Origin of the sequence: Streptococcus infantis, assembly GCF_019929665.1 — a bacterium.
Classification (GTDB): Bacteria; Bacillota; Bacilli; order Lactobacillales; family Streptococcaceae; genus Streptococcus; species Streptococcus infantis_H.
The window spans coordinates 22,453-35,680 of record NZ_JAHZPZ010000002.1 but is presented as its reverse complement, the minus strand read 5'-3'; the positions used below and the strand labels follow the sequence as shown (position 1 = coordinate 35,680).

Below are 13,228 nucleotides of genomic sequence, written 5' to 3'. Positions count from 1 at the left end.
ACAATTTCAAGGAATTAAGTAGCGTTTGGTTACTTAATTCCTTTTTCTTTTATAAAATTCTGACCACATAGTCTATCATGACTACCAGATAGGCAAAACCTATTGTTTGCTTTTTTTATTTCTGTTATAGTAGTAATTGTCAAGGGGGGATTAAACTTCCTAACAAAATAGAAAATGAGGTTATATCATGAAAAAAGTAGTAGGTATCGGATTTTTAGTCGTTGCAGCAGCAGTTTTGTATTTTGGTTTAGTTGGATGGCCAAGTTTGGATGTTAACATCTGGGCACTCTTTCCAGTAGGTCTATTTCTATTCTTTACTCTTGAGAATCTAGTGAAAAAAGATTATAAAGCTAGTCTCATGTGCTTGATTATTGCTTTTATTATTGCAAATGCTATTCTTGATATTTTGCCACTTTCAAGTGGGTTGGTAATCGGTGCTGGTGTTCTGGCTTGTGTGGGGATTGGATTTCTATTTCCTGACGCTAATAAGAAAGAAGCATAATACAAAAAAGCCTCGAGATTCCTCGAGGCTTTTTCTTTATTTGCCTGCGTAATATTTTTGAATACCTTTGACAATACCTGCCACCAATCTATTTTGGTAAGCATCACTACGAATTTGTTGGTTTTCGTTGAAATTGTCCATATAACCAAGCTCTAGGAGAACTGCTGGTTTATCTGTTTCTCGAAGAACAGCAAAGCTACTTTGGAGGAGGCCAGCATCCTTAGCACCTGTTTCAGCTAGGAGTGAAGAGTGGTTATCAGCAGCAAGGCGATTACTTTCACTGATGCGATCAGGATGGTTATGCCAGTAAGGATTAATCTTAGCGCGATAGCCCGGAGCGTCTTCGTAAGAATAGGTCTGAATTCCAGAACGATTAGAAGCAGGGTTGCCACTAGCATTAAAGTGGATACTAATGAAAATATCTGAGTTTGTACTATTCACCATTTTTGAACGTTCAGTGATAAAGTCGACATAGACATCACTATCTCTCGAAGAAAGAACGGTATAACCAAGCCCCTCGAGTTCCTTGCGAAGTTTCTTGTAAACTTGCATAGTGAGGTCTTTTTCATTCGTGTTATAGTAAACAGCACCAGGATCTCTACCACCGTGTCCTGGATCTAAGAAAACAGTCTTCGTGTATTTTCCTTTTTCAAATCCACGACTTACAGGAATTTCGCCAATCCATTTCCCATTACTTTGGAATTGCTGTGTTTTTCCGTTGATTTTACGAGTTCCTGTTACATAGACACCATTTTCATCCACATAGTAACGGGCATTGTAATAGCTGTCATCAATCCATTCACTCTTAGCCATGTAACCACCGGACTTGAGGTAGTAGGAGCCAATCCATTCACGCGCAGCATAGACACCACCTGATTTTAAATAGAACCAACTATTGTAGTTATTATCGAAAATCCATTCTCTTTCAGCCATGGCACCGCTAGCTTTTAGGTAGTAGCTACCTTGCCATTGGTTGCTTGCCATTGTGGCATCTTTGTTAAAGTAGTACCAAACCCCACCGATTTTATCCCACTTGTTTTTGATTAAGCTACCAGAAGCTTGGGCATAGTACCATTTGCCATCTTGTTTAACCCAAGCGCTCTCAGCCATAGCACCACTATTGGTAAAGAGATAGCCATTGAAAATAGTGTTGCTGAGCATGATACCGTCTTTATCAAAGTAGTACCAAACCCCACTAACCTTTTTCCAATCTTTTTTAACAATTCTTCCAGATGGATTAGCATAATACCATTTGTCTTTGATTTTACCCCAGCCGCTATCAACCATAGCACCGCTAGAAGTTAGAATGTATCCATCGAAAATAGTATTATCAAGCATGGTTCCATTTTTATCGAAATAGTACCATTTGCCGTGAATTTTTTTCCAATTGAGAGCAGGTTTGTTTGCTTCATAGAAGCGCCAGATATTCTCTTCAAATACCCAACCATTTTTCTTGACTTCTGGAGCTTTTGTCTCTTCCTTTTTGTCTGAACTTGTACTTGGAGTTGTAGTTGTAGTTGTAGTAGATGTTGTAGGCAGGCTTGAACTTGCCTCTGTTGAAGGAAGAGTTTCCTTGGTTGAAGGTGTGCTCTTTTTTTCTTTTTCTGTAGTTGTAGTTTCTTGTGTCGTTTCTGCTGTAGTAGTTTGTAGGTGTTTTTCTTCAGCAAAAGCTGGATTTGTTGCGAATCCTAGAAAAGTAAGCGTGATGGCACTTGCCAAGAGCGTTTTTTTCACTTATTTGATCTCCTATTTTTTTAATAATCTCTTTTAAAATGTCATTAGAAAAGCACCTCATGTGGAAGAACTAGTCGCCAACTATTGAGGTGCTGGCATAATTTATTTTTATTTCATCATGAAGATTTGAACAATCATAACGATGTAGATGAGCAATGTGAGTAGAAATCCAGCTCTCCAAAAGAATTTAAGGAATTTTGGATAATAAAAGCTACGTTTTTTGCTCAGGAAGAAAAAAGTTAAAATGATTGCCAACAAAGATAGGGCTGCCCCCAAAATGGGAAGTTGATTATGGGTAAAAACCTTTGCACTGATTAAATAGTACTCAAAAATCAGAAAAGGAAAAGCCAAATCTGCAAAGTTAATCCCCTTTTTCTTTAACTTAAAAAATCTACTAAAGATAATAGCCAAAGCCAAGGTTAGTACTAAAAGCAAGACGGAAGCGAGTTTCATTAAAATCATAACAATATTGTATCATAAAATTTGAATAAAAGAAAAGCATATTCCTTGATTTAACAGTGTTTTTCTAAAAATTTTTGTTTAGAAACTGATTTTTTATACTATATCAAACATCAATGTGATTTACTTTGTAAAGTTTAAGTAGTTTGAACCTTCATTATAAATCTTTTTTATGGTGACAATAAAAAATATATATTAGTCAGGAGAGAAGAATAGTAGTAGAATGAGTAGCAAATAAAACAAAGGAGTTTCTTATGAAATTAGTTACTTTATGGTCAAAACTCTCACTAGGCATTCAATTATTGGTGTCTTTGGTCTTGGGTGTTATCGCTGCCCTTATCTGGCCACAATTTGCAGGCTTTTATCAATTTTTAGGTCAAGCCTTTATCAAATTGATCAATATGGTTATCATTCCGCTAATCTTCCCAACCATCGTTGTTGCAGTAGCTGGAGTTATCGGAAAAAAATCTTTCGGAAAAATCTTGACCAAGAGTTTGGTTTACTTTTTTGCCGTAACAACTGCCATTACTCTTTTGTTTGTATTTGCTAGTTACTATTTAGGATTTGGTCAAGGAGTGAATATCGGTCAAACTGGTGGAAACCTTGATGGGATTGCTAACAATGTCAAGTTCAGCGAATTTTTGCTTGGTTTCATTCCATCAAATATCGTTAAATCTCTTTCAGATGGCGCTCTATTGCCAATTATCGTTTTTGCAATCTTTCTTGGTTACGGAATTGGGAATCTTAAGTCTGATAAATCTCAGAAGATTATCGAAGGTTTCCAAATCTGGATTGAAGCCATTTACAAGATTGTTGCAGTAATTATCAAACTATCACCGATTGGTATTTTTGGATTTATCGCCAAAGACGTTGCAACTACTGGTGTTGACAAGTTGATTGGTCTTGGTCAGTTTGTCATTGGAACTTATCTGGCTTATGCTGTTTTGGTTCTCCTTATTTTTCCTTTGATTGCTTTCTTCTTTAAAGTGCCGTATTTATCAGCCTTTCGTGAAAATTGGAGTCTCTTGACTCTGGCTTTTGTTACTGGAAGTTCTAGTGTGGTCTTGCCATCACTACTTAAAGATTTGAAAAAACAGGGGCATGACGAGCATACAATTGATTTAGTTGTTCCTTTAGGATATACTTTTAACTTAGAAGGAGCAGCAGTTTATTTCTCAGTAGCGACAATTTTTATCGCCCACGCCTATGGTATTCAATTTTCTTTATCAAGTCTCTTGTTTACTGTTTTATTGTTGACCTTGATTGGAAAAACTGCAGCAACCGTACCATCAGGAGCTATCGTAGTTTTATTAGCTGCAGCACCTCAATTGGGCTTGCCAGTTGAAGGAGTGGCCTTGATTTTTGCAGTTGATTTCTTTGTCAATGCAGGCCGTACCATGATCAATGTTTTGGGTCAAATCTTAACAGTCAGCGTTATTGAAAAAACAGAAGGATATATTTTAGAGGAAGAAAAGGAAAGCCAATTATCAGTCAGCTTTTCTTAAGGAGATATAAATAATGAGTGAAGCAAAAGTTTATGTGATTCATGAGAATCTAGAATGGACTCAACATTTAGTGAAATGGTTGGAAGAATTAGAAGTCCCTTATGAACTATGGGATTTGTCTAGTGGGATTTTAGATTTGCAAAGCCCACCGCCGCAAGGTATCTTTTACAATCGTATGTCTGCCTCTTCACACACAAGAGGACATCGTTATGCGCCAGAATTTACAGAGCAAGTGATTACTTGGTTAGAAGCACACGGACGCAAAGTTGTGAATGGTACCGGTGCTATCAACCTTGAAATTAGTAAAATCAAACAATATTTGAAGTTAAACGAATCTGGTATCGAGACTCCTGCAACAGTTGCGGTTTTAGGTCAAGAGAACATTATTGAAGCAGCAAGAAAATTAAACATTTATCCTTTGATTACCAAGCACAATCGAGCAGGTAAGGGATTAGGCGTTCAACTCTTCCAAAATGAAGAGGAACTGGCAGCTTATGTCAATAGTCCTCTCTTTGAACCATCAGTGGACGGGATTACCTTGTTACAAGCTTACATCAAACCAAGTGATGGACGTATCCGTCGTTCAGAGTTTATCAATCAAAAATTCCTTTATACTGTTTCGATCGATTCTTCAGATGGATTCCAACTGTGTCCAGCAGATGGTTGCCAAATCGGTAAGAGACCGGAGCAACTAGAAACGTCTGAAAAATTCCAGATTACGGAACCTCTACCAGATGACCGGAGAGAAGCTTATGAGACTTTCTTGAAAAATGCTCAGATTGAAGTTGCGGCGATTGAATGGGTTCAATCAGAGAGTGGAGACATTTATGTCTATGATGTAAATACCAACACCAACTACAATCCGACCGCAGAAAAAAATGCCACTATTTTTGCTCACCAACATTTGGCTCAGTATCTAAAAACAGAATTGCAAGCCCTCACTAGTGGACAATAAAGTAGGAAATTCAAAAATCCCCCAGTATCAAATGACTGGGGGATTGATTTGTGTAATCGATGAAATCTTATTGATCTGCTTTAAAGTCGGGGTCTTTTAGGCTTTGAACACTGGCATTGATGACAGCACCGATGATCAATATCTTGGCAATGATAATGAACCAGAACATCATCACAACAACGACGATAGAACTGAAAAATCTGACGTCAACGAGATAATTGACATAATTGTTGAAATAAGCTGCAAAGATGTTTAATAATGCAATAGTGGTAACTAGTACAAAGAGACTTCCAGGTATGACGTATCGAATCCGACTTACTTTAACATTTGGTAGGAAATAGTAGAGCATAATCACGGTAGCAAAAAGAAAGGCATAGATCAGCGGTCCTGTAAAATCCTGTAGATAAGAAAACAGAGCACTCTCGGATTTCCAGTAGTTTTTAAGCAGGTCCAATAACATATGGCCGAACATACTGAGGAATAAGGCAAGGGCAAAGAGAATTTGAAGGCCAAAGCTAACCAAGAGACTCATCAGCTGGTGTGAGATAATTCCTCTATTTTTTGCAACTCCATAGGCTTTATTAAAGGCCTTCTGAAGAAAATCCATGGATTTGGAGAAAGTCCAAAGAGCTGATAAGATAGCAAAACTTAGTAAACCTGTTGATGGTTGAGTCAGAACTTCTCTGACAATTTTTGCAACAACTTCATAGATTGTATCTGGTAAAAATTCCTTGATTGTTAATAGAAAGTTTGAGATGGGAATTTGAAAGTAGGGTAAGATATTGACCACTATCATGAGTAAAGGGAAGATTGAAATCAACCAATAGTAGGCAACAGCAACGCTAGTTAACTCACTATCGGAGGCTTGATAGTAGTGCAAAAAAGCTTTTAATAAGGGTCTATCAGTCAGCTGTTTCCACAACTTTTTCATGTTACAATCCTCCAGTTTTTCTCTTGTTTTCTATAGACTTTAATTTCTTCGAACTAATTCCATCATATCATAAGGTAAGGTATTAGCAGATTCTTTCAAAGAATAGGTTTCTAAATTATTGACATTTTGTCGTAGCTTTTTAGCATACTGAGCTGAGATGAGTTTTTGAGCTTCGTATTCAAAGATACACTTACGTTCAAGGTAGTATCCTCTAAGCATTTCATCAATGTTATTGGGTTTGATACGATTGATAACCCGTTCCACAAAGGCACCACTCGTAATATGACTGGTTTCGCGAAGACGAGATTCCTGCATAAAGCTGATTAAAGAACTCTTATAAATCCCTTTGAGGTTTTCCAAACTCTCGATAATAATTTCAGTGTTGGCTAGGTAGAGTTCTGCAATCTGGTCATAATCAATGGCAAGAAGTCTCTGTTTTTCCTTGTCTTTCCACGAACGGAATGTTTTCCCAAATGTGAGCAATTCATGAAGTAGAAAACGAAGAATGCGTATGGAGACAAGGAAGTAGTAGGTTAGTCGAGAAGCAAAGTTCCGCTTAATATTTTTCTCCATGCTTTTCAAGTAGCGTTGGTAGACACGATAAGCACGATCTCCAATCTTTCCTTCTTCATAGGCTTGTTCCAAGCCATCGCTTTCAACACTGAGAATCAAGAGTTTAAGAGCTTCCCAGTCCTCTTGAATTTCTTTGTTTTCTTGACTAAGAATAAGATTTTCAATACGTCCATGATAATTGTCAATAGCCGCATAGAGTGGAACCTTGTTTTTTGTGTTCTCTAAATCTTTCTCTAATTCCATGGCGACATCGTTTAAGATAGCGATGTGCATGAGCTGATCCTTAGATGGTTCTTTCTCTTCAGAAAGGTGTGGAAGTACTAGTAATCCCGTCAGGAAACTTACCAGGGTTACACCAGCTACGAGGAAGAGAAGAAGAGGGTATTCTTGTTCCAGATTAGACGGTATCAAAAGGATAGTGGCAATGGATACAGTTCCCTTAACACCAGAAAAGGTAAGGAGGAGCATGTCTTTGACATATTTGTCTAAACTTTTATGAAGCTTCTTAATCCGAAATGCGTAAAATCCATAGATCATGACAAAGCGGATAGCAAAAAGCAGGAAGGTCAAGAGAAAAACACTGAGTAAGAGAAGTACTTTGTTGTAAAATGCACTCTTAAGAATTGGTTCTGCAATCATTTCCAGTTCCATCCCAAGAATGACAAAAACTGAACCATTGAGCATAAAGGTTACAGTCTGCCAAACAGTCTCAGTAACTGTATCAACTTGCGCTTCAAGGAGATTTATTTTCTTGAAACGACTGGCTTTCAGAATACCAGCAACAACAACGGCGATGATGCCTGAAACATGAATTTCTTCGGCTATGAAAAAAGTCAAGAGAGGTAAACTAAGTTCCAATAAGAGCTCGCTTGCGATATCTGTTGCACGGACACTGAGTAGAAAGGTATGAAGGAAGCGATTGATTAGGGCTGTTATCAAGCCGACTGCAAAACCTCCAACGATGGAAATGGCTAATGAACTTCCGGCTTGGGTAAGGGAGAATGTTCCTGTTGTCCAAGCGATGAGAGCCATTCGAAAGGCTACTAGTCCAGAAGCATCATTCAGAAGACCTTCCCCTTTTAGGATATTAGAGACCCGCTTTGGGAAGGAAAAGCGTTGAGAAAGGGATGCGAAGGCTACTAGGTCAGTAGGCCCTAAAGCAGCACCAACTGCTACGCAGGTGGCCAATGGAAGGCTAGCCCAAAGGACATGAGCGACTCCTCCCATGCTCAGCGCTGATATAAAGATAACTGGGAAAATCAAGTAGAGGACAATCCGCCAGTGTTTTAGGATAGAAGTAATGTCTGCTTCTTGAGCCTCTCGGAATAGTAGCGGTCCAATGACTAAAGCTAGGAATAACTCAGTATCTAAATGATATTGGTTGTTGGGTAAGCAAAGCCCAATTCCAATCCCTAACAAAATTTGAATCAGAGGCATGGGTAAAAAGGGCAGAAGCTTATTGGTCGTACTAGAAACAATAAGAACTAGTAAAAATACCAAGAGATAAAAAAGTAAATTCATTTTCCACCTCCCTATTTTTGTTTACGACAATTTTCAAAAAGTTCCTTTTGTTCTTGGATTTTTTGATCAATCTTTGAGCAGTCCTTATGCTCGATTTTCTTCTGACAACGCTCCATTTCAAGTGAAATCATTTTCTTCTTGATTTTCAGCATTTTTTTACTCATATGTGCTTCATCCAAAATACCAACTGCACGTTCATGTTGGGTTGACTCGACAAAGTTGTGACGAAGAGCTTCGATTTTATCTTTTAGGTATTGTTTATCCATGGCGATACCTTTCTAATTTTTCAATCATAACTAAAAATGGTGGATTGTTAATTTGGTTGAGGGTGCGATAGATAGTAGCAGTATATTCTTGTTGCGGTAACTGACTGACATAATCCAGGACTGCATCTCGTTCTATATCTCCACCTTCATGCCCGTAATAAATCATGATGGCTATTCGTCCCCCCTTGACAAGTAACTGACAAAGTTTTTCAAGTGCCTCAATGGTTGTGTGAGGTTTAGTAATGATAGACTTATCAGCAGATGGTAAATAACCGAGATTAAAAATACCTGCCTTAGCTTCTGTTACAAACTGATCCACTGTTTCATGACCTTGTAGAAGTAACTCGACATTGGTCAAACCGACTTCTTGTAGACGTTGACTAGTCTTTTCCAGAGCTTGTTCCTGTATGTCAAAAGCATAGACTTGTTTAGCTAATCTAGCGAGAAAAAGTGTATCATAGCCATTTCCCATGGTCGCATCTACAACAACATCATCTTTTGTGATGACTTGGGCCAGAAAATCATGCGCCATTTCAAGTGGTCTTTTCATTCATAAACTCCTGTTTAACAGCCTTGCATCCTTGAACACTACCTCGACGTCTCATTTCAGCTTCAATGCTATTTAGAACTTCCCATTTATTGAGACTCCACATAGGACCTATTAGCATATCTCTAGGCGCATCACCCGTAATCCTATGGATGACTATATGTTTGGGAATAATTTCTAGTTGGTCACAGATAACTTTCACATAGTCATCTTGACTCATAAGCTGCAGTCTACCCTCGTGATAATCACGTTGCATTCGAGTATTTGTCATAAGGTGAAGTAGGTGAAGTTTAATCCCTTGAATATCATTGTCAGTCACACAACGGCGAACATTTTCCACCATCATCTCATGAGTTTCACCTGGCAAGCCGTTAATCAAATGGGCAACAATCTCAATCTTTGGATATTTTCTCAAGCGCTTAACCGTTTCCACGTAGAGTTCATAGGAGTGGGCACGGTTAATCAATTCAGAAGTTTCCTCATAGGTTGTTTGTAAACCTAACTCTACAGTAACATGCATTCGTTCTGACAGTTCTGCCAAGTATTCGATAGTCTCATCGGGCAGGCAATCTGGTCGTGTCCCAATATTGATTCCAACAACACCGGGTTCATTAATAGCTTGTTCATAGCGTTCGCGAATGACTTCGAGCTTTTCATGAGTATTAGTAAAGTTTTGGAAATAGACTAGATATTTTTTTACATCTGGCCATTTGCGGTGCATAAAGTCAATTTCTTTATAAAATTGCTCACGAATAGGAGCATCAGGCGCAACAATAGCATCACCAGATCCAGAAACCGTACAGAAAGTACAACCTCCATGAGCTACTGTACCATCACGATTGGGACAATCAAATCCGGCATCGATAGGAACTTTGAAAGTTTTTTCTCCGAATAAATTTCGATAATAATCATTCAAGGTATTATAGGATTTCATAGCTAATATTATATCAGAAAACCCCAGTAAACTCAAAGTTAGTAAACAATTGAAGAGAAGTAAGAAATTTTTAAAATCAAAAAATTTTATATAAATCCTTTACAAAAAAAATTAAAGTGGTATAATAGAGGTGTTAATGGTGCAAACGTTTTCGTAAATCGTTTGCATTAAAATATAAATTAAGGAGATTTGAATGATGAAAGATACATTCAAAAATGTTTTGTCTTTCGAGTTTTGGCAAAAATTCGGTAAGGCTCTAATGGTGGTTATCGCTGTTATGCCGGCTGCTGGTTTGATGATTTCAATCGGTAAGACGCTTGCAATGATTAATCCTAACTTTGCTCCACTTGTTATTACAGGTGGAATTCTTGAGCAAATCGGTTGGGGAGTTATCGTTAACCTTCACATTTTATTTGCTCTAGCTATCGGAGGAAGCTGGGCTAAAGAACGTGCAGGTGGTGCCTTTGCAGCAGGACTTGCCTTTATCTTGATCAACCGTATCACTGGTGCTATTTTTAGTGTTAGTGGTGATATGTTGAAAGATCCTAATGCAATGGTTTCAACAATCTTTGGTAACTCTATCAAAGTTTCTGATTACTTCATCAGTGTGTTTGAAGCTCCAGCGCTTAACATGGGTGTCTTCGTAGGGATTATTTCTGGTTTTATTGGGGCGACTGCCTTTAACAAATACTACAATTTCCGTAAGCTTCCTGATGCACTTTCATTCTTTAACGGAAAACGTTTTGTACCGTTTGTAGTTATTCTTCGTTCAGTAATTGCGGCAATCTTGCTTTCAATTTTCTGGCCACTTGTTCAAACAGGTATTAATAGCTTTGGTATCTGGATCGCTAACTCTCAAGAAACAGCTCCAGTCCTAGCACCATTCTTGTATGGTACTTTGGAACGTTTGCTATTACCTTTTGGTCTCCACCACATGTTGACTATCCCAATGAACTATACAGCTCTTGGTGGTACTTATGATGTCATGACTGGTGCAGCAAAAGGTACTCAAGTATTTGGTCAAGATCCACTTTGGCTTGCATGGGTAACTGACCTTGTAAACCTTAAAGGTACTGACGCAGCTCAATACCAACACTTGTTAGATACAGTACATCCAGCTCGTTTCAAAGTTGGACAAATGATTGGTTCGTTTGGTATCTTGATGGGTGTAATTGTGGCTATCTACCGTAACGTTGATCCAGATAAGAAACACCAATACAAAGGTATGATGATCGCAACTGCTCTTGCAACATTCTTGACAGGGGTAACTGAACCAATTGAGTACATGTTCATGTTCATCGCAACACCTCTTTACCTTGTTTACGCTCTTGTTCAAGGTGCTGCCTTTGCAATGGCTGATATTGTGAACCTTCGTGTGCACTCATTCGGTTCAATCGAATTCTTGACTCGTACTCCGCTAGCTATCAACGCTGGTATTGGTATGGATATTGTTAACTTTATCTGGGTGACAGTGCTCTTTGGATTTATCATGTACTTTATCGCTAACTTCATGATTAAGAAATTCAACTATGCAACTCCAGGACGTAACGGTAACTACGAAAATGCAGATGGTTCTTCTGAATCTTCAGTTGCCGGCGAAACTAAAGTTGCAGAAGCTTCTCAAGCAGTTAACATCATCAACCTTCTCGGTGGACGTGCAAATATCGTTGATGTTGACGCATGTATGACTCGTCTTCGCGTTACTGTAAAAGATGCAGAAAAAGTTGGAACAGAAGAACAATGGAAATCTGAAGGAGCTATGGGACTTGTCATGAAAGGACAAGGTGTCCAAGCTATCTACGGACCTAAAGCTGACGTATTGAAATCTGATATCCAAGATATTCTTGATTCTGGAGAAGTGATTCCTGAAACTCTTCCAAGTCAAATGGCAGCAGCTCAAAAAGATACTGTTGTCTACAAAGGTGTAACTGAAGAAGTTTATTCAGTTGCTGACGGTCAAGTCATTGAATTGGAACAAGTTAAGGATCCAGTCTTTTCACAAAAAATGATGGGTGATGGATTTGCAGTAGAACCAGCAAACGGAAACATTGTATCTCCAGTTTCTGGTACTGTATCAAGCGTCTTCCCAACTAAACATGCTCTTGGTCTTGTAACTGAAGCAGGTCTTGAAGTTCTTGTTCACATTGGTCTTGATACTGTAAGTCTTGAAGGAAAACCATTTGAAGTGGTGGTTTCAGAAGGTCAAACAGTAGCTGCTGGTGATCTCTTGGTCAAAGCTGACCTCGGAGCTATTCAGGCTGCTGAGCGTGAAACTACAACTGTAGTAGTCTTTACAAATGGAGATGCCATCAAGTCAGTTAAATTAGAAAAAACCGGTTCTCTTGCAGCTAAAACAGCAGTTGCAAAAGTAGAATTGTAATACACTAAGGGGTTGGAAGCTGTTTTCCAACCTCTTGTTTATAGGAGAAAAACATGAAGTTTTTAACACTCAATACTCATAGTTGGATGGAAAAAAATCCTGAAGAAAAATTTCAGCTCTTGTTTCAAGATATACTTGAAAACAGTTATGATTTGATTTGTTTTCAAGAAATCAACCAAGAAATTACATCAACTCAAGTAGAGTCTGGACCACTTTACAATCCGTTACCTTCAGCAGAACCCATTCACCAAGACCACTATGTTCGTCTTTTGGTAGAGAAGTTGTCTGAAAAAGGACTGGACTATTATTGGACATGGGCTTATAATCATATCGGATATGACCGTTATCATGAGGGAGTTTCAATTCTATCTAAAACACCGATTGAGGCGCGTGAGATTTTGGTTTCAGATGTAGATGATCCAACTGATTATCACACTCGTCGAGTTGCACTAGTAGAAACAGTAGTAGAAGGTAAAGAGCTTGCAGTTGCGAGTGTGCATCTCTCTTGGTGGGATAAAGGATTCCAAGAGGAATGGGCAAGATTTGAAGCAGTTCTAAAAGAGTTGAATAAACCTCTATTACTAGCAGGAGATTTCAACAACCCTGCAGGTCAGGAAGGATATCAAGCTATCCTAACTAGTCCGCTAGGCTTACAGGATGCCTATGAAGTTGCAAAAGAGAGAAGTGGAAGCTACACTGTTCCTCCAGAAATTGATGGTTGGAAGGGAAATACAGAACCTCTTCGAATTGATTACGTCTTTACGACAAAAGATCTTCAGGTAGAAAAGTTACAGGTAGTTTTTGATGGCCAAGCAAGTCCGCAGGTCAGTGATCACTACGGTCTTCAAGCAGAACTTTCTTGGAAGAACTAACAAAGAATTTTACTAAAATAAAACGAGTCCCCCTTCGGATATGCGAAGG

Annotated in this window: 12 protein-coding genes; 5 read left to right on the top strand and 7 right to left on the bottom strand. The window is 38.5% G+C overall.

The features are described from left to right. The first annotated feature begins 187 nt into the window (after positions 1-187). Positions 188-502, top strand: coding sequence for a hypothetical protein (locus K1I61_RS03550; RefSeq protein WP_223333230.1), 315 nt, complete (start codon positions 188-190; stop codon positions 500-502). Positions 503-538: 36 nt separating this feature from the next. On the opposite strand, the gene K1I61_RS03545 is transcribed toward K1I61_RS03550, so the two are convergent. After that, positions 539-2,236 carry an N-acetylmuramoyl-L-alanine amidase gene (locus K1I61_RS03545; RefSeq protein WP_223335805.1) on the bottom strand — a complete coding sequence of 566 codons (1,698 nt, stop codon included), beginning with the start codon at positions 2,234-2,236 and terminating at the stop codon, positions 539-541. A 108-nt stretch (positions 2,237-2,344) separates the two neighbouring features. Beyond that, positions 2,345-2,704 (bottom strand): DUF3397 domain-containing protein, encoded by a 360-nt coding sequence (locus tag K1I61_RS03540; RefSeq protein WP_025170335.1) that lies wholly within the window; start codon positions 2,702-2,704, stop codon positions 2,345-2,347. A 245-nt stretch (positions 2,705-2,949) separates the two neighbouring features. On the opposite strand from K1I61_RS03540, the gene K1I61_RS03535 reads away from it, so the two are divergent. Together K1I61_RS03535 and K1I61_RS03530 are read left to right on the top strand one after the other, a co-directional pair. Then, positions 2,950-4,200: a dicarboxylate/amino acid:cation symporter gene (locus K1I61_RS03535; protein WP_006151450.1), complete on the top strand. Its 1,251-nt coding sequence runs from the start codon at positions 2,950-2,952 to the stop codon at positions 4,198-4,200. Between the two features lie 13 nt (positions 4,201-4,213). Next, complete coding sequence (locus K1I61_RS03530; RefSeq protein WP_223333226.1) at positions 4,214-5,155, top strand: ATP-grasp domain-containing protein; 942 nt, start codon at positions 4,214-4,216, stop codon at positions 5,153-5,155. Between the two features lie 67 nt (positions 5,156-5,222). Here the strand turns inward: K1I61_RS03530 and K1I61_RS03525 are convergent, their stop codons facing one another. From K1I61_RS03525 to mnmL, 5 genes are read right to left on the bottom strand one after another with little or no spacing between them, the layout of a single operon-like run. Continuing rightward, complete coding sequence (locus tag K1I61_RS03525) at positions 5,223-6,086, bottom strand: YihY/virulence factor BrkB family protein (protein WP_223333224.1); 864 nt, start codon at positions 6,084-6,086, stop codon at positions 5,223-5,225. Positions 6,087-6,125: 39 nt separating this feature from the next. Further along, entirely contained in the window at positions 6,126-8,180 is a 2,055-nt protein-coding gene (locus K1I61_RS03520; protein ID WP_223333222.1) for a cation:proton antiporter, read from the bottom strand. Positions 8,181-8,191: 11 nt separating this feature from the next. Then, positions 8,192-8,446 carry a hypothetical protein gene (locus tag K1I61_RS03515; RefSeq protein ID WP_006148185.1) on the bottom strand — a complete coding sequence of 85 codons (255 nt, stop codon included), beginning with the start codon at positions 8,444-8,446 and terminating at the stop codon, positions 8,192-8,194. Then, on the bottom strand, positions 8,439-8,996 hold the full coding sequence (mnmM, locus tag K1I61_RS03510) for a tRNA 5-(aminomethyl)-2-thiouridylate-methyltransferase MnmM (protein ID WP_223333218.1): 558 nt from the start codon (positions 8,994-8,996) through the stop codon (positions 8,439-8,441). The genes K1I61_RS03515 and mnmM overlap by 8 nt, the downstream gene beginning before the upstream one ends. Further along, positions 8,980-9,927 (bottom strand): tRNA modification radical SAM protein MnmL/YtqA, encoded by a 948-nt coding sequence (gene mnmL, locus K1I61_RS03505; RefSeq protein ID WP_263284872.1) that lies wholly within the window; start codon positions 9,925-9,927, stop codon positions 8,980-8,982. The genes mnmM and mnmL overlap by 17 nt, the downstream gene beginning before the upstream one ends. Positions 9,928-10,120: 193 nt before the next feature. Here mnmL and K1I61_RS03500 point away from each other — a divergent pair, with 193 nt between their 5' ends. Both K1I61_RS03500 and K1I61_RS03495 read left to right on the top strand, forming a co-directional pair. Further along, positions 10,121-12,307: a PTS transporter subunit IIBC gene (locus tag K1I61_RS03500; RefSeq protein WP_223333216.1), complete on the top strand. Its 2,187-nt coding sequence runs from the start codon at positions 10,121-10,123 to the stop codon at positions 12,305-12,307. A gap of 53 nt (positions 12,308-12,360) precedes the next feature. Beyond that, positions 12,361-13,179 (top strand): endonuclease/exonuclease/phosphatase family protein, encoded by an 819-nt coding sequence (locus tag K1I61_RS03495; RefSeq protein WP_006152055.1) that lies wholly within the window; start codon positions 12,361-12,363, stop codon positions 13,177-13,179. The last annotated feature ends 49 nt before the right edge of the window (positions 13,180-13,228 follow it).

Excerpts from the sequence above, each read along its gene's own strand:
- K1I61_RS03550 (WP_223333230.1), top strand. The coding sequence starts at position 188 with ATGAAAAAAGTAGTAGGTATCGGATTTTTAGTCGTTGCAGCAGCAGTT.
- mnmM (WP_223333218.1), bottom strand. The coding sequence starts at position 8,996 with ATGAAAAGACCACTTGAAATGGCGCATGATTTTCTGGCCCAAGTCATC.
- K1I61_RS03530 (WP_223333226.1), top strand. The coding sequence starts at position 4,214 with ATGAGTGAAGCAAAAGTTTATGTGATTCATGAGAATCTAGAATGGACT.
- K1I61_RS03515 (WP_006148185.1), bottom strand. The coding sequence starts at position 8,446 with ATGGATAAACAATACCTAAAAGATAAAATCGAAGCTCTTCGTCACAAC.
- K1I61_RS03500 (WP_223333216.1), top strand. The coding sequence starts at position 10,121 with ATGATGAAAGATACATTCAAAAATGTTTTGTCTTTCGAGTTTTGGCAA.
- K1I61_RS03495 (WP_006152055.1), top strand. The coding sequence starts at position 12,361 with ATGAAGTTTTTAACACTCAATACTCATAGTTGGATGGAAAAAAATCCT.
- mnmL (WP_263284872.1), bottom strand. The coding sequence starts at position 9,927 with ATGAAATCCTATAATACCTTGAATGATTATTATCGAAATTTATTCGGA.
- K1I61_RS03525 (WP_223333224.1), bottom strand. The coding sequence starts at position 6,086 with ATGAAAAAGTTGTGGAAACAGCTGACTGATAGACCCTTATTAAAAGCT.
- K1I61_RS03535 (WP_006151450.1), top strand. The coding sequence starts at position 2,950 with ATGAAATTAGTTACTTTATGGTCAAAACTCTCACTAGGCATTCAATTA.
- K1I61_RS03520 (WP_223333222.1), bottom strand. The coding sequence starts at position 8,180 with ATGAATTTACTTTTTTATCTCTTGGTATTTTTACTAGTTCTTATTGTT.